Origin of the sequence: Polynucleobacter necessarius (genome assembly GCF_900095205.1) — a bacterium.
GTDB lineage: Bacteria > Pseudomonadota > Gammaproteobacteria > Burkholderiales > Burkholderiaceae > Polynucleobacter > Polynucleobacter necessarius_E.
Genome location: NZ_LT606951.1, coordinates 1,800,363 through 1,825,499, shown reverse-complemented (window position 1 = coordinate 1,825,499; position 25,137 = coordinate 1,800,363). Strand labels below are relative to the sequence as shown.

Genomic DNA, 25,137 nt, shown 5'->3' with positions numbered 1-25,137 from the left:
CTGCGTTCGACGAGGAGGGTTGATTTAAATCAGAAATAACCTTCATGTTTGATATTTGAACACTAGTTTTTCCAAATTTAGGCCTGTATCTGTTATGTTTATGCCTTGAATCTACCTAATTTCTGGAATTTGCCCATGCAGGACGCTCAAACTGTTGAAAAACCCTTAACCCAATTCAAATCTAAAGCTGATTTGCATCAAAGTGCAAATGTAGAAATTGGGGCGCCTGGAGAGTGGTCAGTAGCTTAAATTGAGGCCTTATTTGCGCTGCCTTTCAATGAATTAATGCTTAGAGCTCAAGAAACTCATAAAAATTACTTCCCTGATGGTGATATGGAATTGGCAACTTTGCTGTCCATTAAAATGGGGGGTCCTGAGGACTGTGGTTACTGCCCTCAGGCTGCTCGCTATGACACCGATGTTAAGGCTGGAGCTCATGGGTTTAGAAGAAGTTCTGGAGGCCGCCAAAGCCGCTGGATCTAACCGTTTCTGTATGGGTGCCGCTTGGCGTGAGCCTAAAGATCGCGATATTGAAAAAGTCACCGCCATGATTAAGGGCGTTAAAGCACTAGGCCTTGAAACTTGCGCTATACTGGGGATGCTGGAGGCCGATCAGGCACAAGCATTACAAGAAGCCGGCTTAGACTTTTATAACCATAATCTTGACACTAGCGAAGACTTTTACCGCTCAGTCATCTCGACCCGGGGTTATCAAGGTCGACTTGATACGATTTCGAATGTCTGTACCGCAGGTATATCAGTTTGCTGCGGCGGAATTGTGGGTATGGGCGAATCTAGAGAGCAACGCGCTGCATTTTTGGCTCGCTTGGCGAACTTGAGTCCATACCCTGAATCAGTCCCAATCAATCGTCTAGTGCCAGTAGCGGGGACACCATTAGCCGACCAAAAGCCCTTGGATCCATTGGAATTCGTCAGAACTATTGCAGTTGCTAGAATCACTATGCCTAAAGCCCGCGTGCGTCTATCGGCCGGTCGTCAGGAGCTTGGAAGAGCAGTGCAGGCTATGCGTTTCTTGGCTGGCGTCAATTCTATTTTCTATGGTGAGCAATTACTCACTATCGGTAATCCAGAGGCAGAACAAGACCGCGAACTATTAGCGGAGCTCGGCTTAAAGACCAAACAAAGCTGTAAGGCAGAGGTTTTGGTCTAGTTTCTTTGAAATGTCTCCAATAGATCGATTTATTCTGGAGTTTGATACCGCACTTCGATCTGTGGTCGGAGGTGCCCATGCGCACAGACCAACCCCAGGTTCTGATTTTGGGGGTAGTTCGGGTTTAGATCCTGCTGAGCGTAAACATACAGCAGGGCTCATGCGTGTTAATCACGTTGGTGAAGTTTGTGCGCAGGCACTTTATCAGTCGCAAAAATTAGTCGCCCGAAATCCACAAATTCAGGAGATGTTAGACCACTCTGGTCAAGAAGAAATGGATCACTTGGCTTGGTGCGAAACTCGTCTTCAAGAACTTGGATCTCACACCAGTTATCTCAACCCAATTTGGTATGCCGGATCCTTTGCAATCGGTTTGGCAGCTGGCTTAGCGGGTGACAAGTGGAGCTTAGGTTTTGTGGCTGAAACGGAAAAGCAAGTTGAAAATCACTTGGAAAGTCATCTCGAAAAATTGCCCAAAGAAGATGAGCGTTCACGTGCCATTGTTGATCAAATGCGCATTGATGAAATTACTCATGGTCAGGCCGCAAAAAATGCTGGCGGTGTAAATTTGCCAGAACCAATTCAAAAAATAATGCAGGCAATGTCCAAGGTAATGACCACCACTGCATACAAAATTTAAAACTGAAATTCGATTTATTCCCCCAAATCTATTTTTTATTAATTTTTTGTTATATTTTTTTACCTATTACTGGTTATAAATACAGTATATTTATTGATTATCGACTCGAATAGCTAAGATCTGTTCTTAAGTATATTTTCCAAGCCATTGTTTCAAGTAGCTATTTTAATATTAGTATTTTCTGAACACATGACGCTAAGTGTTTGTAAACACTAGAGAAATTCCCAAAAAACTCCTAAAAACACTTGACCCTCTTAATGCGATCCTCTAAAGTGGGAGGAAGTGTGAAAAAGTGGGGTAAATGGTGTTTCAAGGCGCGTCAGCTCTCAATTTAGATGCAAAAGGTCGTATGTCAGTACCGGCCAAGCATCGTGGCGCCTTGATAGTTCAGGGTGAGGGTCGAATCACGCTCACAAAACACCCAGATGGATGCCTATTACTCTTTCCTAAACCAGAATGGGAAACCTTCAGATCTAGGGTTGCCCAGCTTCCCATGGACGCCCATTGGTGGCGCCGAATTTTTCTAGGTAATGCAGCCGAAATTGATCTCGATAGTGCGGGTCGAATATTGGTTAGCCCTGAATTACGCTCCGCAGCAGGAATTGAAAAAGAAGTGATGTTGCTCGGTATGGGTAGCCACCTGGAGTTGTGGGATGCAGCAACCTACGCGGCAAAAGAGCAGGCTGCCATTGCGCAAGGCATGCCCGAAGCACTCAAGCAATTTAATTTTTGATGACAGGGTGCCATGAACATAACTCATCGCCCAGTATTGCTGGCCGAGGCGGTGACAGCGCTAATTGGTGGTCCACTGATTCAACATCAAAACGAAAAAAACAAAATTTTGATAATCGATGGAACTTTTGGTCGCGGTGGTCACACCCAAGCATTACTCAAGGAGTTGAATTCTTCTGCACACATGATTTCCTTCGACAAGGATTTAGATGCGATTGCAGTAGCCAAGAACATCAACGATCCCAGATTAAAAATTGTGCACGACAGTTTTGCGCAGATGGATCAATACGCAGAACCGGAATCAGTCGATGGCATTTTGTTAGACCTGGGCATCAGTTCGCCTCAAGTGGACGAAGCACATCGAGGATTTTCATTTCGTCGCGAAGGTCCGCTCGACATGCGCATGAATATCGATCACGGTTTGACTGCAGCAGAGTGGTTGGAGAAGGCATCGCCGGAGGAAATCACCCAAGTGATTAAGACTTACGGAGAGGAGCGTTTTGCATTTCAGATCGCAAAAGCTATTGTGGCCAAGCGAGAGGAAGGCTTATCTCCAAAAACTACAACGCAGTTAGCAGATTTGGTTGCAAGCGTTGTACGCACACGTGAAGTCGGTCAAGATCCGGCAACAAGAACATTTCAAGCGCTGCGAATTTTTATAAACCGTGAGTTAGAAGACTTGGAACTTGGTTTAAAAGCGGCTTTGTGCTTATTAAAGCCTGGCGCGAGACTTGCAGTGATTAGCTTCCATTCTTTAGAAGATCGAATTGTGAAGCAATTTATGCAGTCGCATGCAAAAGTAGAAGTCCCACGTGGGTTGCCTGTGCGCGATAGAGATTTGCCTCAAAGTCCGCTTGAGATTATTGGACGTATTAAGCCAAGTGATATTGAAATTTCTGAGAATCTTCGTGCTCGCTCAGCAATTATGCGTGTAGCTCAAAAGCGCATGGGAGTAGCCGCGTGAATAGAGCCACATTCACCTTGCTCGCCTTGCTGTTAATTTGCGCTCTATCGCTAGTGGCAGCGCAGCAGCGTGCACGTAAGCTATTTATTCTGCAAGAGCGTGCACAGATTGAAGAGCGAAAATTAAATCAAGAATGGCTGCGTTTGGAATATGAACAACACAATCTTTCTAAGTCTGCAAGGATTCGCGACGTTGCTCGCAATCAATTGCATATGTCTCCCATTACTCCTGAGCGTACTTTGTATTTGAAGGAGACTAAATGAGGCCGGTCGGATTTTCTACTACGCCCAATTTAGTTTTGCGCCTGCCCATGTGGCGGTCGCGTTTAATGCTATTTCTCTTATTCTTTGTGTTCATGATGTTATTGCTACGCGCATTTTGGATTCAGGGCCTAGGAAATGCGTTCTATGAAGCAAAAGGCGTACGCGGTACTCAACGTGAATTAGAGTTGCCTGCTAGTCGTGGAAAGATTTTGGATCGCAATGGTCAAGTCATAGCTACAAGTCTCGAGGCGAAGTCAGTTATCGCTTATAACGACACGGTGCCTGATGATTTGGCTGCTGACAAAGTACACAAACTGGCCAGTCTTTTACAAATCAGTGAAGCAGAGTTGCGCAAGAAACTCAAAGAGGAGCGTAAGCAAATCTTCTTAAAGCGTCAAGTGGACCCAGCTGTCGCACAACAGATCAAGCAGTTGGAGATCCCAGGTATTAGTTTGAACAATGAATATCGTCGCTTTTACCCAGAAGGTGAAGCGATGGCTCATGTAGTTGGCTTTACAAATGTGAACGATAAGGGTCAGGAAGGCATGGAGCTTTCCCGTGAGAATGAACTTGCTGGTCATCCTGGTCAAAGGCGTGTGGTAGTTGATCGTTTGGGCCGTGTTGTTGAAGATGTTGCAATCTTGCAGTTGCCACAAAACGGTAAAGATCTCAATCTTTCTATTGATAGCAAGATTCAATTTTTAGCGTACAACGTAGTAAAAGATGCTGTTGAAAAACATCATGCTAAGGCAGGTGGTGCAGTAGTTCTCGATACGCAAACGGGTGAGATTTTGGCCTTAGCAAATTATCCGAGCTATAACCCGAATGATCGTAAGTTTTTAACAGGCGAGCAATTGCGTAATCGGGTTTTGACCGACACCTTTGAGCCTGGCTCCACAATGAAGCCTTTGACGATTGCAATTGCTCTGGAAAAAGGATTGGTCAAACCAGAGACCAATATGGTTATTGGTGCGCAATATCTAGTTGGCCCCAAGCCAATTACCGATACGCACCCATACGGTAATTTGACAGTTGCACAAATTATTCAAAAGTCTAGCAATATTGGTACTGCAAAAATTGCAATGAATAACCTTTCGCCTGAGGAGATGTGGGATTTTTATACTGCGGTTGGTCTAGGCCAAGCCCCTAAGATCGGTTTCCCAGGCGCCGTAGCGGGAACGGTTCATCCCTTCAAAAAATGGATGCCTACCGACCAAGCGCGGATTGCTTTTGGATACGGAATTTCAGCATCGCTATTCCAAGTTGCACGTGCATACACAGTCTTTGCCCGTGATGGTGAATTAGTTCCCCTAACTATTGAGCGCAGTCCAGAATTTAAGTCTGGTACCAAAGTACTTTCTCCAAAAACAGCGATTGAAATGCGCAATATGATGGAAGCAGTTACTGAGCCAGGTGGAACTGCAATTAAAGCCCAAGCTGAGGGATTTCGTGTGGGCGGTAAAACCGGTACGGCACATAAGTTGGTTGGAAAAGGATATGGCAATAAATATCGCGCTTACTTTGCCGGTCTAGCACCAATTAGCGCTCCACGAATTGTGGTGGCAGTAATGATTGATGAGCCTACCGGTGGAAGTCATTACGGAGGTGACGTTGCAGCACCAGTATTCTCCACAATCGTGAGCAAAACATTACATACCTTAAATGTTTTGCCTGATAGTAAAGTAAAGCAAATGGTATTGCAGGATAAGAGTCCAGAAGAGATTCATGCCGCTAATGCCCAACGTGTGGTTTTGAAACGATGAGGGTGGCTTTGAAAATAGACACCAATCATTTGATTGACCACCTACACACTTTAGCGAATCCATCTGCCAAAGTGTGTGCGGATAGTCGCCAGATTCAATCTGGCGATATCTTTTTTGCCTATCAAGTAGGTCATGGCAATGCATTACGTGATGGTCGTCAATTTATTGATGCTGCTTTAGCAAATGGGGCGGCCGCTGTTGTGTTTGATTCTGATGGCGTAGACAGTCAAATTGAAGATCATCCACTATGCTTTGCCGTAAAAAATCTTGCCGAAAAAGTGGGCGAATTGTGCTCTCAATGGTACGGCCATCCTAGCAAGGAATTAAATATCATTGGTGTCACTGGCACTAATGGAAAAACTAGCATTACTCAGTGGCTTGCTCAAGCATTGGATGCTAGTAATTATCGCACTGCTATTCTAGGTACGTTGGGTACTGGCTTCCCAGGAACATTAGTTCAGACTGGCTACACAACACCAGATGCTCCTAGGCTGCAAACTCAGCTAGCAGAATTGCGTAGTGCTGGTGCTAAGCAGGTGGCGATGGAAGTGTCATCACATGCATTGGATCAAGCGCGAATCGCTGGAACAGAAATTCATTGTGCAGTGTTCACTAATTTAACGCAAGATCATTTGGATTACCACGACAGTATGGCTGATTATGCTGAGGCAAAAGCTAAGTTGTTTCAACTGGCTGGTCTTCAGCATGCGGTGATCAATTTGGACGATGCCTTTGGTCGCAAGCTAGCTATGAATTTATTGGCGAAGGAAGGTCTAAAGGTCTGGGCATATGCATTGTCGCCATCAGCATTCCAAGGATTTGAAAAATTTGGCGATCGCTTGCGACGGATTCATGCAAATAACACTGTATTGAACGGTATAGGTTACAAATCTAGTTTTGTGCTTGATGGGGCGGGAAGCGCCGAATTACATATTCCATTATTAGGTGAATTCAATTTAAGTAATGCGCTTGCAGTGTGGACGGTTTTGCTTTCACAAGGCATGAGCTGTGATGTAGCTGCGCAAAAAGTAAGCCAATTAAATCCAGTGCTAGGGCGCATGGAGTTGATTCGACTTGGTAAACATAATAAGACCGATGGATTATTAGCGGTTGTTGATTATGCTCATACACCGGATGCTCTTGAGAAGACTTTGCAAGCATTACGTCCAATCGCCGATCAGCGTGGCGGAAAGATTTGGTGTGTATTTGGTTGTGGTGGCGATCGTGATGCTGGTAAGCGTCCCCTGATGGGTGCTGTAGCTGAGCGCAATGCAGAACATATTCTCATTACTAGCGACAATCCCCGTTCAGAAGATCCACAAGTCATCATGCAGATGATTCGTAGCGGTATGAGTGCTGATTCGCAAAATGTTCAAATCATTGCTGATCGGGCTGCTGCCATTATGGCTGCAATACGTCATGCAGATATTCGTGACATCGTTTTAGTTGCCGGTAAGGGTCATGAAACTACCCAAGAAATCAATGGCAAGAAATTTGATTTCTCTGATCAAGAGCATATTCGCTTGGCAGCAGGAGGATGTGTCTGATGTCTGTTATGATAACCCTTGCTCAAGCGCAGGCAATGCTGCCTGGAAGTATCTTCATTAATACTTCAGCAGAATCTGCTCAGGAGTTATCTATTACTCGGGTGGGAACAGACAGTCGTCAGATTGATCGTGATGAATTGTTTGTGGCACTGGTAGGCGAGCGTTTTGATGCGCATGATTTTTTATCGGATGTCGCTAAAGCTGGTGCTAGAGCTGCTCTCATTAGTGATGCAGATAAATGCCCAGCAGATTTACCAGCTATTTGCGTTTCAAATACACGCATCGGATTAGGTAATTTGGCTAAAGCATGGCGAGCAAGCCACCCTATTCCTCTAGCCTTAGTTACTGGTAGCAATGGTAAGACTACAGTTAAAGAAATGATCGCCTCAATTTTCAAGGCTGCTGTGGGGGAGCATCACACTTTAGTAACCAAGGGCAATCTAAATAACGATATTGGTTTGCCATTAACACTGTTGAAATTGCGTTCAACCGATCAGTTTGCTGTTATTGAGCTTGGTATGAATCATCCAGGAGAAACGGCACAGTTAGCTGCAATCGCACAAGCCAATATTGCATTGATTAATAATGCCCAACGTGAGCATCAGGAGCTCATGGCAACGGTGGAGGCAGTTGCAGAAGAGCACTCTGATGCTATTCGCTCTCTACCACAAGACGGAATTGCAGTATTTCCTGCTGACTCTGAATTTGCAAGCGTTTGGCAAAAAGCAGCTGCAGGTAGAAAAGTAATTGATTTTGTTTTGTCATCAGAGCAAACCAAGTTAACAGCTGCAGTTACTGGAAAATTATTAAGCAATGGGCAGGTACAAATTGATACTGAACAAGGTGTGATCGACGTACAGCTAAATACCTTGGGTAGCCATAATGTCCGCAATGCTCTCGCTGCTAGTGCGGTTGGTATCGCAGCTGGCATAGGCCTCGATAAGATTAAATTAGGACTCGAGTCATTCTCACCGGTCAATGGCCGAATGCAAGCAAAAGTAATCGATTTAAATCACACGCTAATTGATGACAGCTACAACGCTAACCCAGATTCAGTAAGGGCTGCTATTGATGCCTTGAAGCAATCAGATAATTTATCTTGGTTGATTTTGGGTGATATGGGCGAAGTCGGCAATCAAGGGTCAGAGTTTCATCGGGAAGTAGGTGCTTACGCTGCTGAACAGGGAGTCACTAAGTTATTTGTTTTGGGAGATCAATCCCAGTTTGCACTTCAAGGATTTGAGGCGGTGCGCAAGAATGATGGGGCGATTGCATCCACTGCAAAACATTTTGCAGATATGGATAGTTTGATCATGCAACTGAGGGGTGCACTCCATGCACAGTCAAGTGGTAGTAATCAACACTTAAATATTTTGGTAAAAGGTTCACGGTTTATGCGGATGGAGCGTGTAGTTCAGGCCTTGTTAGAGGAGGCTAAAACATGCTCTTAATGCAGGCGCAATGGTTACAAGATGACTTTGGATTCTTCCGGGTTTTTAACTACATCACTTTTAGAGCAGTGATGGCTACGGTTACTGCTTTATTAATTGGTTTGGCAGTCGGACCTTGGGTGATTCGAAAATTGGCCGCTTTGAAGATAGGGCAGGCTGTTCGAACTGATGGGCCACAAACACATTTAGTGAAATCTGGCACACCAACTATGGGCGGTGTTCTGATTTTGCTTGGCATCTTTATTTCTTGCATGCTGTGGGCTGATCTGAGCAATCGATTTATATGGATCGTGATGATTGTTACTTTTGGTTTTGGCTTAGTAGGATGGGTAGATGATTACCGTAAGGTGGTCTACAAAGATCCCAAGGGCATGGCTTCAAGAGAAAAATTCTTTTGGCAAACCTTGATTGGCCTATTCGCTGCAATCTATCTAGCATTTTCTGTCTCCGAGGTGAATAACCTCAAGGTATTGCAGTTATTTTATGAGTGGTTAAGAAGTGGATTTGCATTGGATCTACCAGCAAAAACTAATTTGCTACTGCCCTTTATAAAAGAGGTCAGCTATCCATTGGGTGTAATGGGCTTCATCATTCTGAGTTACTTGGTGATTGTTGGTAGCAGTAATGCTGTCAATTTAACTGATGGCCTTGATGGTTTAGTCATCATGCCAGTGATATTGGTAGGCGCTGCTTTAGGTGCCTTTGCTTATGTAATGGGTAATGCGATTTATGCTAAGTACTTACTCTTTCCCTATATTCCCGGCGCTGGCGAGTTAATGATTTTCTGCGGCGCGATGGGTGGCGCTGGCTTGGCATTCCTTTGGTACAACACCCATCCTGCACAGGTTTTCATGGGGGATGTTGGAGCACTTGCTTTAGGTGGTGCACTTGGAACTATTGCCGTCATTGTTCGCCAAGAAATAGTTTTATTTGTGATGGGCGGCATTTTTGTTGCCGAAACTGTTTCGGTCATGTTGCAAGTAATTTGGTTTAAGTTCACCAAGAAACATTTTGGCGAGGGTCGTCGGATTTTCAGAATGGCGCCCTTGCACCATCATTTTGAATTGGGCGGTTGGAAGGAAACACAAGTGGTAGTGCGTTTCTGGATTATCACCATTCTCTTAGTCTTAATTGGCTTATCTAGTTTGAAGTTACGGTGATCCAAAAGTAATTATGTTGATTTTAGAAAACGCTTTTGCAAATTCAGCCTTCATGAGCAATGAAGACTATCAAGCACCAAACCGATTCCTCATTTTAGGATTAGGGGAATCTGGCGTAGCCATGGCTAAGTGGTGCTTAAGGAATGGTGCTGATGTACGTTTGGCGGATACACGTGATCAATTAACATTGAATGAACGACAAAATGCTTGGTTAGAAGAGCTTTGCATAGCCGGTTTAGAGGATATTTGTTTTGGACATCTAGATGATGACTTGCTTAAAAATATTGATGTGATTGGTATCAGTCCCGGATTGTCTCCTCTTCAAGAGCCAATCCAAACTTTCTTGGCAGAGGCTGAAAAAGCGGAAATTGATGTGTGGAGCGAAATTGAATTTTTTGCGCGCGCAATTTCAGCCTTAAGTCGTATGGCGCTGACCCAGGGGTCGACTTATGCAACCGCAGTATTGGCAATTACTGGTACCAATGGCAAAACAACCACTACTGCATTAACCGGGCAATTATGTGAGCGTGCTGGTAAGAAAGTTGCTGTGGCCGGGAATATCAGTCCTGCAGCTTTAGAGAAGTTGATGAATTGCTTAGATTTAGCCGATCAAATCGAAGATATGCCAGATGTTTGGGTTTTAGAGTTATCCAGCTTTCAGCTGGTCTATACCTGTACATTCAATGCAACGGCTGCAACCGTATTAAATATTACGCAAGACCACTTGGACTGGCATGGCGATATGCAGGCTTACGCAGAGGCAAAGTCAAAAATATTTGGCGCTGATACGGTGTGCATTCTGAATCGTGATGATTCTCTAGTTATGGGTTTGCTTTCTGAAGAACAAAAGACAGAGAGGTCTATTGTGACTTTTGGCTCCAATCGACCTGATGAGCAAGGTGCTTTTGGGATTGAGCATGACTTACGAGCTGGCGGAATTGATTGGTTGGTATGGGCTGAAGTGGATGAGGATGTAGAGCCGAAACCAAAACGTCGTCGTAAATCTGCGGTTGTAGAGGATGAAGAGCCTTTACGTCTTAAGCGCTTGATTCCTGCCGATGCTTTAAGAATACGCGGTCGACATAATACTTTAAATGCTTTGGCAGCTCTTGCTTTGGCGCGTGCCGCACATTTGCCTATGAGCGTTCTCTTGCATGGCTTACGTGACTACCATGGTGAGCCACATCGTGTGCAAAGTATTGCAATCGTTAAAGACGTTGAATATGTTGATGATAGTAAAGGCACTAATGTAGGTGCCGCCGTCGCTGCCCTGAATGGACTAGGCAGTAATGAGTCCGGTAAGCGTATTTGGTTAATTGCTGGTGGTGATGGTAAGGGTCAAGATTTCAGTCCTTTGCGTGAGCCCGCTTTACGTTTTGTGAAGGGCGTATTCTTAATTGGCAAGGATGGCGTTGCGATTGGTGAAGCTTTAGGTGCTGAAATTCCAAGTGCTAATTGCGGAGATTTGGTTTCTGCAGTTCGTGCTGCGGCTGCTGAAGCAATTTCTGGGGATTTAGTTCTACTTTCTCCAGCTTGTGCAAGCCTTGATCAGTTCCGTGACTATATCGAGCGAGCTCAGGTATTTGCTGAAGAGGTAGAGGAGCTTGGAATGCGCTTTGAGGGTGCTCAGGTATGAATATAAAAGAAAAGTTATTTCCTGAAAAGCGCCTTGGCTTAAATCGCTTTTGGAATTTTTCCAGAGGCGGAATAGATAACTTCCGTAATGGTTTGCGGGATGCAGTATCGGGCGTTGAACAGACCCGGTCTCGCATGATGGATTATGACCAATTGCTCGTATGGGCAGTTCTGTCTCTGATGTTAATTGGCCTAGTGATGGTGTACTCCGCATCTATTACTTTAGCTGATGGACCAAAGTACGCTAACTACAGCAGCAATTTTTTCCTTATTCGCCACATGATCTCATTGGTAATTGCTATTGGAGTTGGGGTTTGGGTTTTTAATATTCCAACCAAAGTTTGGGATCGCTATTCTCCAGTCATTTTTGGTATTACGGTTTTATTGCTTATCGTAGTTTTAGTTCCAGGTCTAGGTAAGGGTGTGAACGGGGCCAAACGTTGGATTCGTTTGGGGCTCATGAATTTTCAGTCATCCGAGTTGATGAAATTTGCTGCAGTGATTTTTGCGGCCAGCTATACAGTTCAACGCCAAGAATATCTACACTCATTTGTTAAGGGCATGCTGCCCATGGGTACTGCAGTGGCTTTGGTTGGCGGCCTCCTCATGGCTGAGCCTGACATGGGTGCCTTCGTGGTGGTTGCGCTAATTGCATTTGGCATTCTCTTTTTAGGCGGTATCAACGCCAAATTATTTGGTGGTTTGATTGCGGTGGGTTTATTGAGTGGCGCAACTATGATTGCGCTTTCTCCATTCCGTCGTGGACGGATATTGGCTTTTATGGACCCTTGGCAAGTAGATAACGCTGCTAATAAGGGTTATCAGTTAACCCATTCACTCATGGCATTTGGGCGCGGTGAATGGTTTGGTACCGGACTTGGCGGTAGTGTTGAAAAACTGCACTACTTACCAGAGGCACATACCGATTTCATTATGGCTGTAATTGGTGAAGAGCTTGGTTTTGTGGGTGTAGTAGTCATGATCTTCCTGTTCTATTGGATAGTGCGTCGTGCATTCTTGATTGGTCGTACTGCTTTGCAATTGGATCGCAGTTTTGCTGGTCTAGCTGCTAAAGGGGTGGCGATTTGGATTGGTTGGCAAGCCTTTATCAATATGGGTGTGAATCTTGGACTGCTTCCCACTAAGGGCTTGACTTTGCCATTGGTAAGTTATGGTGGCTCAGGAATTTTGATGAATGCCGTTGCTGTAGCAATGTTATTGCGTATCGATTATGAGAATCGCATCCTCATGCGCGGAGGGAAGCTTTGACTAAACCCTCAATCTTGGTGATGGCTGGTGGCACTGGTGGGCATATATTTCCAGGACTTGCTGTCGCTGAATATTTACGGATTTGTGGATGGACTGTTTTTTGGCTGGGGAATCAGGCTGGTATGGAATATCGCCTTGTGAAGTCTTGTGATTTTCCATTTGAGGCGGTTGAGTTTGGCGGCTTACGTGGTAAAGGCTTAAAAACAAAGTTGATGCTACCCATCAACCTCATGCGAGCATGCTTCCAAAGTTGGAAGATCATGCGTCGATTAAAGCCAAATGTTGTATTAGGTATGGGTGGCTACATTACATTCCCGGGCGGCTTAGTTACTAAATTCTTAAAACGCCCATTAGTCTTGCATGAATCCAATTCAATTGCGGGCAGTGCAAATTTAGTGCTGAGCAAAATTGCTATGCGAACCCTGGCCGGCTTCCCCAACACGATGGCAAATGCAGAGTGGGTTGGTAATCCAATTCGCGAAGAATTTGATCATATGCTGGCACCTTCGGTCAGATATGAGCAGCGTCAAGGACCCTTATCTATATTAGTGGTGGGCGGTAGTCTTGGAGCCGCAGCCCTAAATGAAAATATTCCAGCCGCATTAGCATTAATGCCAGAGGAGTCACGTCCTAAAGTTGTCCATCAGGCTGGCGATAAGCATCTTGCAGATCTTCAAAAGCGATACGCTGACTTAGGTGTGACTGCAGATATTCGTCCTTTTATCGACGATATGCCAGCTGCATACTCACAAGCAGATTTGGTAATTTGTCGATCTGGCGCCATGATAGTTTCTGAAATAGCGGCATGTGGCGTTGCCTCTTGCTTGATTCCATTCCCATTTGCGATTGATGATCATCAAACTGCTAATGCACAATTTTTATCAAATGCAGATGCTGCAGTGTTGTTGCCTCAACAATTTCTGAACCCGCAAGATTTGGCTTTAATGATTCAAAATTTAAATCGCACAGACTTAAAAGAGATGGCGTTACGTGCTCATGCATTAGCTAAGCCGCATGCTACCCAACGAGTAGCTGAAATATGTGCAGATTGTGCGGGGGTAGGTATATGAAGCATATTGTTCAGCAAATTTATTTCATTGGTATCGGCGGTGCTGGTATGAGCGGTATTGCCGAGGTTCTTTTGAATTTGGGATACCAAGTCTCAGGGTCAGATCTGGCTGAGGGCGCAGTTACTAAGCGACTAAAAGATTTGGGTGCTGTGATTCACATTGGCCACGATCCTAAAAATATTGGCACTGCTGAAGCAGTTGTGATCTCTACTGCAGTTACTGGAAATAACCCAGAGGTTTTGGCCGCACGTGCAGCAAAGGTTCCAGTCATTCAGCGTGCCGTCATGTTGGGTGAATTGATGCGCCTCAAGCAGGGTATCGCGATTGCTGGGACACATGGCAAAACGACAACAACTAGCTTAGTTGCATCAGTTTTAGCTGAAGGCGGCCTTGATCCAACTTTTGTGATTGGCGGTAAGCTAAATTCTGCTGGTGCTAATGCGCGTCTAGGACGTGGTGATTTTATTGTGGTTGAAGCAGACGAATCGGATGCATCATTCTTGCAACTATTTCCAGCAATGGAGGTGGTTACCAACATTGATGCCGATCATATGGAAACATACCAGCATGATATGGCGCGCTTGAAGCAAGCATTTGTCCAGTTTATTCAGCGTATGCCATTTTATGGCGTGGCAGTCCTTTGCATTGATGATGCCAATGTACGCGACATCATTCCTTTCGTATCTCAACCTGTTCTTCGTTATGGGCTATCAGAAGATGCAGATATTCGTGCAAGCAATGTTCGTGCTGATGGCGCCCAAATGCACTTTACAGTAGACCGTCGCACGGTTCGAAGACATGGTAATAAACCAGGACTACTCAATATCACCCTGAATTTGCCAGGCATACATAACGTCCGTAATGCATTGGCTGCTATTGGAATAGCTACTGAGTTGGGTGTTGGCGATGAGGCTATTACTAAGGCGCTCTCTGAGTTTGGTGGTGTTGGGCGCCGCTTTCAGTGTCATGGAGAAATTGCATTGGTAGCAGGCGGTAGCTTTACCTTGATTGATGACTATGGACATCATCCTGTGGAGATGGCAGCAACCTTGGCCGCAGCAAGAGGGGCATATCCAGGACGTCGCTTGGTTTTAGCATTCCAGCCACACCGCTTTACAAGAACTCGTGATTGCTTCGGAGAATTTGTCCAAGTCCTTAGAAATTTTGATGCCTTAGTGTTGACTGATGTGTATCCAGCGGGCGAGGCAAAAATTCCAGGTGCAGATGGCAAGAGCTTGATGAAAGCCGCGATTGCTGAAGATAAAAACTCTAAATCATTATTAAATTCGGATGCAGTAGCATTTGCTGCAAATGTTACTGAGATGCCAGAAAAATTAAGTCAAGTTTTAAAAGATGGGGATGTGTTGATTACGATGGGCGCAGGATCAATTTCTGCTTTGCCGCATATGTTGGTGGAGGCAAAGTATGTCTAAGATGGATGCAAATTTGAGTTCTTGGGGTGAACGCGTGCAGGCTAGCTTAGCTGGCTTAGATGTGAAGTCTTTGGGTCGAGTAGGTGTTTTGCTTGGTGGAAAGTCTGGCGAGAGAGAAATCTCTCTAATGTCTGGCAATGGTGTTTTAGATGCATTACTGTCGAAGGGTATTGATGCACATGCCTTTGATACGGGCTTACGTTGCCCTACAGAATTGGCCAAAGAAAAATTTGATCGCATTTTCATTTCTCTGCATGGTCGCTTTGGTGAAGATGGAACCATTCAAGGTTTATTAGAGTTGTTAGGTTTGCCTTACACCGGCAGTGGCGTTTTGGCCTCCGCTTTAGCTATCGACAAGATTGCAACAAAACAGATCTGGATGAGCAACGGCTTATCTACTCCTGAGTATGAGGAACTAACTGCAACAAGCGATTGGAATGCAGTTGTACAGCATTTGGGTTTGCCGTTAATTGTGAAGCCCGCACATGAAGGCTCCTCTTTGGGTTTAACTAAAGTGAAATCAGTGGAAGAATTGCCCGCCGCATACAAGCTTGCTGCTGGATTGGATAATAAAGTGGTTGCAGAGACCTGCATTATTGGCGATGAATTAACTTGTCCGTTAGCTGGTTATGGGAAATCTGCTGAGGCTTTGCCAGTAATCAAAATTATTCCACCGCAAGCAAATTATGATTTTCATAATAAGTACTTTTCAGATGAAACTCAGTATTTATGCCCCACTGGGGTTGCGCCAGAAGTCAATGCAGCTGTTCAAGAGTTAGCTTTAGCTGCATATAAGGCTTTAGGATGCCGCACGTGGGGTCGTGCCGATGTGATGTTGGATAAAAAAACAGGCAAACCTTATTTGCTGGAAATGAATACTTCACCAGGCATGACTTCGCATTCTTTAGTGCCAATGGCTGCTAAAGCTGTTGGAGTTGATTACGCAGATTTAGTGCTTTGGCTATTAAGCCAAACATTGCTGCAAAGAGAGGGCGCTCCTTCATGAGCAACTTCATGGACCGATTTGGTGAAATTTTCTCTATGTTGATGGCTCCTTTTTGGGATCACTCTGATCGCATGGAGAAGCTGAGTCGTCTATTGATGCGTTGTTTCATGGTGATGTTAGTCGCGGGCATATTGGCTTGGTTAAGTCAACGACCAGTATTTGCTTTAAAACAAATTCAAATAGAACCTGTCGCTGGACAAACGTTGAAACATATTAATAAGTCGATTGTGAAGCAACAAGTATTAGAAACGGTGCAGGGTAATTTCTTCAGCGTATGCCTAGAGGATGTGAAGCGTGGCTTTGAGAGTATGTCTTGGGTACGACATGCCAATGTACGTAGGGTCTGGCCAAATGGATTGGTAGTGAGTATCGAGGAGCAGAAGCCATTTGGTACTTGGGGTGGATCAGAAAGTCACACCCTCATGAATACACATGGCGAGCTATTTTCTGGGCGCGTTTCTGATGTGAGTGAGGATATACGTCTGATCGATTTCTCAGGTCCTGCAGATGCGGGCAAAGAAGTAATGAGTCTTTATGAAAAAGCTAACAACTGGTTTAAGCCATGGGGTGCAGAAGTAACTAGTCTTGCCCTTACTGAGTGCTATGCATGGCATGTCAAGCTCTCCAATGGAATGAAGGTTGAGTTTGGGCGCGATGAGGAAAGCTCCGACAAAAATTTAACTGAGGAGCGTGTTGCACGTTTATTTAAGTATTGGCCTCAAGTGCAAGAAAAGTGGGCTAACCGAATTGATGCAGTCGATTTACGTTATGCAAATGGTTTTGCTGTTCATCTTGCCTCTGTAAGTTTGAAGAAAAATGAAGTAGATGGAAAAAAAGTGAGTTGAAACAATGAGCAAAGACAATCGAGATATTTTGGTTGGTTTAGATATTGGAACTTCCAAGGTAGTTGCCTTGGTGGCCGAATTAGCCCCTGATGGTCAATTCAATGTAGTTGGGGTTGGTCAAACAGCGTCCAAAGGTCTAAAAAAAGGTGTTGTAGTCAATATTGAAGCTACTGTTCAGTCAATTCAGAAAGCGCTTGAAGAGGCTGAAGTGATGGCTGATCGTCAGATCGTGCAAGTATTTACTGGTATTGCAGGTAATCACATTGTGAGCTTTAACTCTAGTGGCATGGTTGCAATACGAGATAAAGAAGTTGGTCCTGGCGATGTGGAGCGTGTTTTAGAAACAGCAAAAGCAATCAATATTCCAACTGATCAGCAGATCCTACATATCCTCGTTCAAGAATTCATTATTGATGGGCAAGAAGATGTACGTGAACCTATTGGTATGAGTGGTCTGCGTTTAGAGGTAAAGGTACACATTGTTACCGGAGCAGTAAGTGCTGCGCAAAATATTGTGAAGTGTGTACGTCGTTGCGGTCTTGAGGTAAATGATCTTATTTTGCAACCGTTGGCTTCAAGTCTAGCGGTATTAACTGAAGATGAGAAAGAACTTGGCGTCGTCTTAGTGGATATAGGTGGTGGCACAACAGACATTGCTATTTATTGTCATGGTTCAATTCGCCATACCGCTGTTATTCCTATCGCAGGCGATCAAATTACTAATGACATTGCCATGGCATTGCGTACGCCAACCATTGATGCGGAAGATTTGAAAATTACCTATGGCATCGCGCGTCAAGAGATGGCAGATCCAACTGCAATGATTGATGTTCCTGGTGTGGGAGATCGTGAGCCGCGCCCAATGTCTAAGCAAGCTCTCGCAGCAATTATTGAGCCTCGAGTTGAAGAATTATTTACGCTAGTAAGAGGTGTAGTTCGTGATTCTGGTTACGAAGATATGGTTTCTTCTGGAATTGTTCTGACTGGCGGTACTGCATTAATGCCAGGCATGGTGGAGTTGGCTGAGCAAGTTTTCTTAAGACCCGCTCGCGTTGGTACACTTGAATATCGCGGACATTTACATGAGGTTTTGCGTAGCCCTAGATATGCCACCAGCATTGGATTGATGATGGAAGGCCAGGTCCAGTTACTGCGTGGTCGTCGAGTTTCTCAATCGGGTGCTCTGCAAGGAGTGATCTCGCGCATGAAGGAATGGTTCGCAGGAAATTTTTAAGTTTTTTTCGTCGTCGTCAATGTAGTACGTTCTTACCTAGGAGGGTATATGGAATTTGAAATGTTAGATCAAGAAACAGCTGGCAAGACCATCATTAAAGTGGTTGGAGTCGGTGGCGCTGGTGGTAATGCTGTCCAGCATATGATCCGTCGCGGAGTGAGCGGAGTAGAGTTCATTTGCATGAACACCGATGCTGGCGCTTTACAGCGTTCTGAGGCATCTGTGAATTTGCAATTGGGCTCTAGCGGATTAGGCGCTGGGGCTAAACCAGAAATTGGTGCTGCTTCTGCTGAAGAAGCTCGCGCTCGCATTGCAGATACATTGCAAGGTGCACATATGGTATTTATCACTGCAGGTATGGGCGGTGGTACCGGAACAGGAGCAGCCCCAGTCGTAGCTCAAGTAGCAAAAGAGATGGGCATTCTTACTGTTGGTGTAATCAGTAAGCCATTTGATTTTGAGGGAGTGAAGCGATTAAAGGTGGCAGAGAACGGTGCTTCTAAACTCGAATCGTATGTAGATTCACTCATTGTTGTTCTCAATGAAAAACTTTTTGAAGTGATGGGTGAAGACGCTGAGTTTGATAAGGCATTTGCTTGTGCTGATGATGTGTTGCATAACGCTGTTTCTGGCATTGCGGAAATTATCAATGTTCAAGGTTTGATTAACGTTGACTTTGAAGACGTAAAGACGGTAATGGGCGAGCAAGGCAAAGCGATGCTGGGAACAGCAACTGTTTCTGGTATGGATCGTGCACGCTTAGCTGCTGAAGCTGCAGTTGCATCACCATTGCTGGAAGGCGTTGATTTATCTGGTGCACGTGGCGTATTGGTAAACATTACAGCTAGCCGTTCATTGAAGTTGTCTGAAACTCGTGAAGTGATGGCTGCAATCCGCGGATATGCTGCAGATGATGCAACTGTGATTTTCGGTACTGTATATGACGAAAGTTTGGGTGATGCCTTGCGTGTGACTGTTGTTGCTACTGGCTTGAATAATCCTCAGGCATGCAAAAATAATCAGCCTGAAGTGGTTTGGAGACAGGCTACTGGTACACATGATGCAATGCCAACCATGGCGGATTTAAATAGTTTTGCTCCTGCTAGCGCATCAGCGGTCATGAGTAAAGCGAATGTGGATTCCGCTTTAGATGCTAGCGCAGGAATGGCGTTAACAGGTTCTGGTATTGCGCCTGCAGCCCCAAGTCCATCAGCAAGTGGCGGGGTTGATTACAGCCAGTATGATTTACCGCGAGTTTTTCGTAGCTCTCGTGAAGCGACTCCTGCACCTACATTAGGCGCAGACAGCTCACTTCAGGCTAAATCCATGTTGGATAAAGGGGCTGATTACTATGAAATCCCAGCCTTTTTACGCAAGCAAGCAGATTAATTGACTGCTTAATACAATAGGTAATTGCAAAATGCCAGCGCGGCGCCCCTCCGGACGCCGAATCCCGCGCTAGCGTTGGCATGCTTACTAATAATTATTTACTGGAGATGTCATGATTGCTGTTGGACAAAAATTACCGAACGCTACTCTTTACGAATTTTTTGATGAAGAGAGCGAAGGGTGCTCTTTAGGGCCTAATGCTTTTGAAGTTGAGAAATTAGCTGCAGGTAAAAAGATTGTTATTTTTGCTTTACCTGGTGCATTTACGCCTACTTGTTCCGCTAAACATGTGCCTAGTTATGTTGAGCACTACGACGCTATTAAGGCAAAGGGTATTGATGAGATTTGGTGTGTTTCTGTAAACGATCCATTCGTAATGGGTGCATGGGGACGTGATCAAAAGGTAGGTAAAAAGATTCGTATGCTAGGCGATGGTAGTTGTGAGTTCACCAAAAAACTCGGCTTAGAGTTGGACTTGGTTTCTCATGGTCTAGGTGTACGTTCTGATCGGTATGCAATGATTGTTGAAGATGGCGTAGTGAAGTCATTGGATCGTGAAGCACCAGGCAAGTATGAGGTGAGTGATGCTGCCTCAATCCTCAAAAAACTGTAATTTGCATTGATTAACTGACTAAACCCTTGAATTTAGAGATGTCATCATGACGAAGCAAAGAACCATTGCAACCCCGGTTAAAACCGTGGGAATTGGCTTGCATTCTGGTCGTAAGGTGACGATTTCTATTAAGCCCGCGCCTATTAATTCGGGGGTACAGTTTGTACGAGTAGATACACCAGATCAATCTGTAGTTCCTGCCACGGCTCTTGCGGTATGTGACACAAGATTAGCTTCTGTCATACAAAAAGATGGTATTCGCGTTTCTACAGTAGAGCATTTGCTTTCAGCATGTGCAGGTCTTGGACTGGATAATTTATTGATTGAACTTGATGGCGAAGAAGTACCCATCATGGATGGTAGTGCTGCTTCATTTTTGTTTCTGATTGAATCCGCTGGCATTGCTGAGCAAAATGCACCTCGTCAATTTTTAGTGATGAAAAAACCAGTAGAGGTACGCGAGGGCGATAAGCTTGCGCGACTAGAGCCGTTCTTTGGATTCAAGTTAGATTTTACAATTGACTTTAAACATCCCGCAGTCGATAAAACCGGTCAACGCTTTATCGTCGACTTTGCAGAACATGCTTATCGTAGTGAGATTGGTCGTGCCCGCACTTTTGGTTTTGCTCATGAGGTAGAGGCATTGCGTGAAATGGGTCTAGCACGTGGTGGCAGTTTGGATAACGCCATTGTTTTAGATGAACACCGAATTTTGAATAACGAAGAACTTCGTTATGAAGATGAATTTGTGCGACACAAAATTTTAGATGCCATTGGCGACCTTTATCTCATTGGGCGCCCTATTGTGGGTGCCTATGTTGCCGAGAAGTCTGGCCATGCTCTCACTAACGCACTTTTACGTAAGCTTTTGGAGGATCCAAGTGCTTATGAAATTTGCTCTTTTGCCGAAAATAAGGCCCCAGCAGCATATTCTCAAGAAAGCCAACCCCTCTTTTTTAAGGGGTTTTTAACTACTTAGGCTTATTTTTAAGTAGTTTTTCAATAGAGGAACGCAAGCCAGAATCTGGGCCTAATCTTTCTAAAAGAGACTCCCAGGATTTTTTAGCCACTTCATTAAGTCCCCTCGGTCTTTCAAATTGCGGGTCTAAGCGGGGTTTTACCTCCCAGGCAGGTGGAGCGGGTTTTACTCTTACCTTAATCGCCCTATAAGGCATACCGGAATTAGCTAACTCATTGATTAAGCTAGGTAATATTTGCTGTAAGCGGCTAGCAATACTAGCGTTACTGACCAGTAAAAATAGCTCATCTTGGGAGCCGGAACGCCATCCAGCCTCAATTTTGGGGCTTAGGTGGCCTAAGTCAAGCTTAATCAGGGCGGCGCCAACACTGACCTTTAGTTTGGCTAGATCCTCTGTTTTTGCTAAAACTTGCCCAAGACCATTAGATTCACGTAAGTAATCCATCCAGTCGTGGGCGGTATGCTTGTGGGATGATTTAGGGGCAAAGTTCATAAAAATAGGGGTTGCGGGTGATAAACTCAAGGACTTAATTTTCTTCAATATCCCATGGCAATCGGTCTTCTTAAAACCCTGGTCGGCAGCCGAAACGACCGCCTCTTGAAACAGTATCGCAAAGTCGTTGCCAAGGTTGGCGCTTTTGAGCCAAGCCTGCAATCTTTGGATGATGCCGCGCTTGCTGCAAAAACTGCGGAATTCAAATCCCGTTTAGCAGCAGGAGAGTCAATAGACGATATCGCTGCTGAAGCTTTCGCGGTTGTTCGCGAGGCAAGTGTACGCGTTATGAAAATGCGCCATTTTGATGCCCAGATTCTTGGTGGTTTGGCTTTGCACCAAGGAAAAATTGCAGAGATGGGGACTGGTGAGGGTAAAACCTTAACTGCAACTCTTCCTGTCTATTTAAATGCACTCACTGGTAAGGGTGTGCATGTTGTTACGGTCAATGATTATTTGGCACAACGTGATGCTGAGTGGATGTCTAAGCTTTATAACTTCTTGGGTATGAAGGTGGGCGTGAACTTATCCCAGGTGGATCACACTACCAAACAGGAAGCTTACGCCGCCGACATTACTTACGGCACTAATAACGAATTTGGTTTTGATTACTTGCGCGACAACATGGTTCAGGATCTGAATCAACGTGTACAGCGCGGCTTAGCCTATGCAATTGTTGACGAAGTTGACTCCATTTTGATTGATGAAGCTCGAACTCCATTGATCATTTCTGGCCAAGCTGAAGATCACACAGATCTCTACATTAAGATAAATGCATTGCCATCTCATTTAGAACGTCAAATTGGCGAAGAGAAGGCGGATGGTACTGGCGTTGAGAAGCCAGGCGATTATTGGGTGGATGAGAAGTCTCAGCAGGTTTATTTAACAGAGCAAGGTCATGACAAGGCTGAAGCTGTATTGGTTCAGCTCGGTGCTTTGAATGATGGTGATTCTCTCTATGCGCCACAAAATATTACTTTGATGCATCATGTGTATGCAGCTCTACGTGCACATTCTTTATATCACCGTGATCAACATTATGTGGTTCAGAATGGTGAAGTCATTATTGTGGATGAATTTACTGGTCGCTTAATGCAGGGTCGACGTTGGTCGGATGGATTGCATCAAGCTGTCGAGGCAAAAGAAGGCGTGCAGATTCAGAATGAGAATCAAACCTTAGCGACGATTACTTTCCAAAATTATTTCCGCATGTATGGCAAGCTGGCCGGTATGACTGGTACTGCTGATACGGAGGCGTATGAATTCAAGGAAATTTATAACTTGGAGACGGTTGTTATTCCTCCAAATCGTATTAGTCAAAGAAAAGATAAGCAAGACCAAATCTATAGGTCTTCACGCGAACGCTACGATGCTGTCATCAAAGATATAGAAGAGTGTTTCGAGCGCGGGCAGCCGGTTTTGGTAGGTACCACATCAATTGAAAATTCTGAGTTGATCGCGAAGTTGCTTGATCAGCGCAAGTTACCGCACCAGGTATTGAATGCGAAACAGCATGCTCGTGAAGCGGAAATTATTGCTCAGGCAGGTCGTCCAAAAATGATCACGATTGCCACCAATATGGCAGGGCGCGGTACTGATATTATTTTGGGTGGTAATGTTGGCAAGCAATCTTCCTTGATTGAGGCAGATGACACAATTGCAGGGTCAGAAAAAGCGGCCAAGATTAAGCAGTTGCAAGACGAGTGGCAAAGCATTCATGACCAGGTACTCGCGGCGGGTGGTTTACATATCATCGGTACCGAGCGTCATGAGAGCCGTCGTATTGATAACCAATTACGAGGTCGTTCTGGCCGTCAAGGTGATCCTGGCTCTTCCCGTTTCTATCTTTCGCTAGATGATGCACTTCTGAGGATTTTCGCGGGTGATCGTTTGCGCGCTGTCATGGATCGTCTCAAGATGCCTGATGGTGAGCCAATTGAGGCTGGAATGGTTACGCGCTCTATTGAATCTGCGCAGCGCAAAGTGGAAGGTCGTAACTTCGACATTCGTAAGCAGTTACTTGAATATGACAACGTTGCAAATGATCAGCGCAAAGAAACATATCGCCTCAGAAACGAAGTGCTTGAGAGTAATGACATTGGCGAATTAATTGCTAACTTGCGTGAAGATGTATTGCGCTCAGTATGCGCAGTTTATGTGCCCCTTGAATCTATGGAAGAACAGTGGGATCTCATTGGATTAGAAAATGTTTTATCCAGTGAATGGGATCTTACGATAGATCTCGAGAATTGGGTTGAGGGTGCTGAGACCGTTGATGACGCAGAAATTGTTGATCGAGTTTTGCAGGCCGCTAAAGAAGCTTACGATGCGAAGATTGAACTTTGCGGTCGTGAATCTTTTGCTGGTTTTGAGCGCTCAGTTCTCTTGTATAGCTTGGATAGTCACTGGCGTGAACACTTGGCAGCTTTGGATCATTTGCGTCAGGGTATTCATTTGCGTGGTTATGCTCAGAAGGATCCAAAACAAGAATATCGTCGTGAAGCCTTCGAGTTATATGGTGAATTGCTAAATGTCATTAAGAATGTTGTAGTGAAAAGCATCATGACAGTGCAGACTAGAAGCGCGAATGAATTAGATCAAGCCTCTGAGTCGATGAATGATGACTTGGCTAAACTATCAGACGTTCAATATCAGCATGCTGACCCAGATAGAGAAGTTGCTGGCTCAACTGGTGATCGAGGTGCTGCCATTGATATTCAACCGGCTCCTCAGCGAACTGGACCAAAGGTTGGTCGCAACGATCCATGCCCATGTGGCAGTGGCAAGAAGTATAAGAATTGTTGCGGCGCCTTAGTTTAGTTAAGTAGTCACAACATACACTTTTGTGGGGGTCTTGTGCCCCCATTTCTTTTGGCTTGAAAAAGGTCATTTCAGGGGTTTCCCTAGCTATCTACGCAAATCAATTTCGATGATGATGTTCGCTAATATGCAAAAAATTGCATTTATGAGCAAAAGGAATCGTCATGCAAAAGTCCCTGCACATCAACGTAGATAAATGCACTGGCTGTCTTCAGTGTGAAATGGCCTGTAGTTATACGAGCACTATGGCGTTTTCAATACCTCTAAGTCTCGAATTAAGGTTTTTGAATTTCATAAAACTGGCAAGAAAACTCCTTATACCTGCACTCAGTGTGATGAAGCTTGGTGTCTTCAAGCCTGCCCTGTGGATGCAATTCGAGTGGATTTAGTAACGGGCGTAAAAGTCGTTTCTGACGATACATGTGTTGGTTGTAAGGTTTGCACAATCTCCTGTCCTTTTGGAACCATTAACTATGTTCAGGAGACTGGTAAAGTGCAGAAATGTGACTTGTGTGGGGGAGATCCGGCCCGTGCAACAGCATGTCCAACCCAAGCAATTACCTATATAGATGCAAATTGGACTGGTTTAGACAAAATGCGTGAATGGGCGGATAAGCTCGGCAATCAAGATAGCGCTAACTAGAAAGCATAGGAAAAATA

At 44.8% G+C, this 25,137-nt stretch carries 21 protein-coding genes and 2 pseudogenes; 22 read left to right on the top strand and 1 reads right to left on the bottom strand.

What is annotated here, in order from left to right:
* Positions 1 to 105 precede the first annotated feature (105 nt).
* The 20 genes and pseudogenes from DXE37_RS14465 (at position 106) to lpxC (ending at position 21,164) form a co-directional block, all read left to right on the top strand.
* Positions 106 to 249: a hypothetical protein gene (locus DXE37_RS14465; RefSeq protein ID WP_415067054.1), complete on the top strand. Its 144-nt coding sequence runs from the start codon at positions 106 to 108 to the stop codon at positions 247 to 249.
* Between the two features lie 6 nt (positions 250 to 255).
* Positions 256 to 1,171 (top strand): annotated as a pseudogene (gene bioB, locus DXE37_RS10035) (biotin synthase BioB); the annotation flags it as partial.
* A 10-nt stretch (positions 1,172 to 1,181) separates the two neighbouring features.
* Complete coding sequence (gene coq7 / locus DXE37_RS10030) at positions 1,182 to 1,811, top strand: 2-polyprenyl-3-methyl-6-methoxy-1,4-benzoquinone monooxygenase (protein WP_114637396.1); 630 nt, start codon at positions 1,182 to 1,184, stop codon at positions 1,809 to 1,811.
* Positions 1,812 to 2,115: 304 nt separating this feature from the next.
* Positions 2,116 to 2,544, top strand: a complete 429-nt coding sequence (gene mraZ / locus DXE37_RS10025; protein WP_114637601.1) for a division/cell wall cluster transcriptional repressor MraZ — start codon at positions 2,116 to 2,118, stop codon at positions 2,542 to 2,544.
* A 12-nt stretch (positions 2,545 to 2,556) separates the two neighbouring features.
* The gene (rsmH, locus tag DXE37_RS10020) at positions 2,557 to 3,507 is read left to right on the top strand and encodes a 16S rRNA (cytosine(1402)-N(4))-methyltransferase RsmH (protein WP_114637395.1); all 951 of its coding nucleotides are present in this window, start codon (positions 2,557 to 2,559) and stop codon (positions 3,505 to 3,507) included.
* Entirely contained in the window at positions 3,504 to 3,770 is a 267-nt protein-coding gene (ftsL, locus tag DXE37_RS10015) for a cell division protein FtsL (RefSeq protein WP_114637394.1), read from the top strand. Before rsmH ends, ftsL begins: the two co-directional genes overlap by 4 nt.
* Positions 3,767 to 5,533: a peptidoglycan D,D-transpeptidase FtsI family protein gene (locus DXE37_RS10010; protein WP_114637393.1), complete on the top strand. Its 1,767-nt coding sequence runs from the start codon at positions 3,767 to 3,769 to the stop codon at positions 5,531 to 5,533. Before ftsL ends, DXE37_RS10010 begins: the two co-directional genes overlap by 4 nt.
* On the top strand, positions 5,530 to 7,080 hold the full coding sequence (locus DXE37_RS10005) for a UDP-N-acetylmuramoyl-L-alanyl-D-glutamate--2,6-diaminopimelate ligase (protein WP_114637392.1): 1,551 nt from the start codon (positions 5,530 to 5,532) through the stop codon (positions 7,078 to 7,080). Before DXE37_RS10010 ends, DXE37_RS10005 begins: the two co-directional genes overlap by 4 nt.
* Positions 7,080 to 8,531 (top strand): UDP-N-acetylmuramoyl-tripeptide--D-alanyl-D-alanine ligase, encoded by a 1,452-nt coding sequence (locus DXE37_RS10000; RefSeq protein ID WP_114637391.1) that lies wholly within the window; start codon positions 7,080 to 7,082, stop codon positions 8,529 to 8,531. Before DXE37_RS10005 ends, DXE37_RS10000 begins: the two co-directional genes overlap by 1 nt.
* A complete protein-coding gene (gene mraY / locus DXE37_RS09995) occupies positions 8,522 to 9,691 on the top strand; it encodes a phospho-N-acetylmuramoyl-pentapeptide-transferase (RefSeq protein ID WP_114637390.1) in 1,170 nt (389 codons plus the stop codon). The genes DXE37_RS10000 and mraY overlap by 10 nt, the downstream gene beginning before the upstream one ends.
* Before the next feature lie 52 nt (positions 9,692 to 9,743).
* The gene (gene murD / locus DXE37_RS09990) at positions 9,744 to 11,327 is read left to right on the top strand and encodes a UDP-N-acetylmuramoyl-L-alanine--D-glutamate ligase (RefSeq protein WP_197713237.1); all 1,584 of its coding nucleotides are present in this window, start codon (positions 9,744 to 9,746) and stop codon (positions 11,325 to 11,327) included.
* Entirely contained in the window at positions 11,324 to 12,595 is a 1,272-nt protein-coding gene (gene ftsW / locus DXE37_RS09985) for a putative lipid II flippase FtsW (RefSeq protein ID WP_114637388.1), read from the top strand. The genes murD and ftsW overlap by 4 nt, the downstream gene beginning before the upstream one ends.
* The gene (gene murG, locus DXE37_RS09980; RefSeq protein WP_114637387.1) at positions 12,592 to 13,665 is read left to right on the top strand and encodes an undecaprenyldiphospho-muramoylpentapeptide beta-N-acetylglucosaminyltransferase; all 1,074 of its coding nucleotides are present in this window, start codon (positions 12,592 to 12,594) and stop codon (positions 13,663 to 13,665) included. The genes ftsW and murG overlap by 4 nt, the downstream gene beginning before the upstream one ends.
* A complete protein-coding gene (gene murC / locus DXE37_RS09975; protein WP_114637386.1) occupies positions 13,662 to 15,098 on the top strand; it encodes a UDP-N-acetylmuramate--L-alanine ligase in 1,437 nt (478 codons plus the stop codon). Before murG ends, murC begins: the two co-directional genes overlap by 4 nt.
* A 1-nt stretch (position 15,099) precedes the next feature.
* Positions 15,100 to 16,104 carry a D-alanine--D-alanine ligase gene (locus DXE37_RS09970; protein WP_231971404.1) on the top strand — a complete coding sequence of 335 codons (1,005 nt, stop codon included), beginning with the start codon at positions 15,100 to 15,102 and terminating at the stop codon, positions 16,102 to 16,104.
* Complete coding sequence (locus tag DXE37_RS09965; RefSeq protein ID WP_114637384.1) at positions 16,101 to 16,949, top strand: cell division protein FtsQ/DivIB; 849 nt, start codon at positions 16,101 to 16,103, stop codon at positions 16,947 to 16,949. Before DXE37_RS09970 ends, DXE37_RS09965 begins: the two co-directional genes overlap by 4 nt.
* 4 nt (positions 16,950 to 16,953) lie before the next feature.
* Positions 16,954 to 18,183, top strand: a complete 1,230-nt coding sequence (gene ftsA, locus DXE37_RS09960; protein WP_114637383.1) for a cell division protein FtsA — start codon at positions 16,954 to 16,956, stop codon at positions 18,181 to 18,183.
* A gap of 48 nt (positions 18,184 to 18,231) precedes the next feature.
* Positions 18,232 to 19,572 (top strand): cell division protein FtsZ, encoded by a 1,341-nt coding sequence (ftsZ, locus tag DXE37_RS09955; RefSeq protein ID WP_114637382.1) that lies wholly within the window; start codon positions 18,232 to 18,234, stop codon positions 19,570 to 19,572.
* 112 nt (positions 19,573 to 19,684) lie between these two features.
* A complete protein-coding gene (locus tag DXE37_RS09950) occupies positions 19,685 to 20,185 on the top strand; it encodes a peroxiredoxin (protein WP_114637381.1) in 501 nt (166 codons plus the stop codon).
* Positions 20,186 to 20,231: 46 nt separating this feature from the next.
* A complete protein-coding gene (gene lpxC / locus DXE37_RS09945; protein WP_114637380.1) occupies positions 20,232 to 21,164 on the top strand; it encodes a UDP-3-O-acyl-N-acetylglucosamine deacetylase in 933 nt (310 codons plus the stop codon).
* Here the strand turns inward: lpxC and DXE37_RS09940 are convergent.
* Entirely contained in the window at positions 21,157 to 21,687 is a 531-nt protein-coding gene (locus DXE37_RS09940; protein ID WP_231971328.1) for a hypothetical protein, read from the bottom strand. The two genes, lpxC and DXE37_RS09940, sit on opposite strands and share 8 nt — an antisense overlap.
* 24 nt (positions 21,688 to 21,711) lie before the next feature.
* Between DXE37_RS09940 and secA the strand changes: the two genes are divergently transcribed.
* On the top strand, positions 21,712 to 24,477 hold the full coding sequence (gene secA / locus DXE37_RS09935) for a preprotein translocase subunit SecA (protein WP_114637379.1): 2,766 nt from the start codon (positions 21,712 to 21,714) through the stop codon (positions 24,475 to 24,477).
* Positions 24,478 to 24,641: 164 nt separating this feature from the next.
* Positions 24,642 to 25,120: pseudogene (locus DXE37_RS09930) on the top strand (4Fe-4S dicluster domain-containing protein).
* The last annotated feature ends 17 nt before the right edge of the window (positions 25,121 to 25,137 follow it).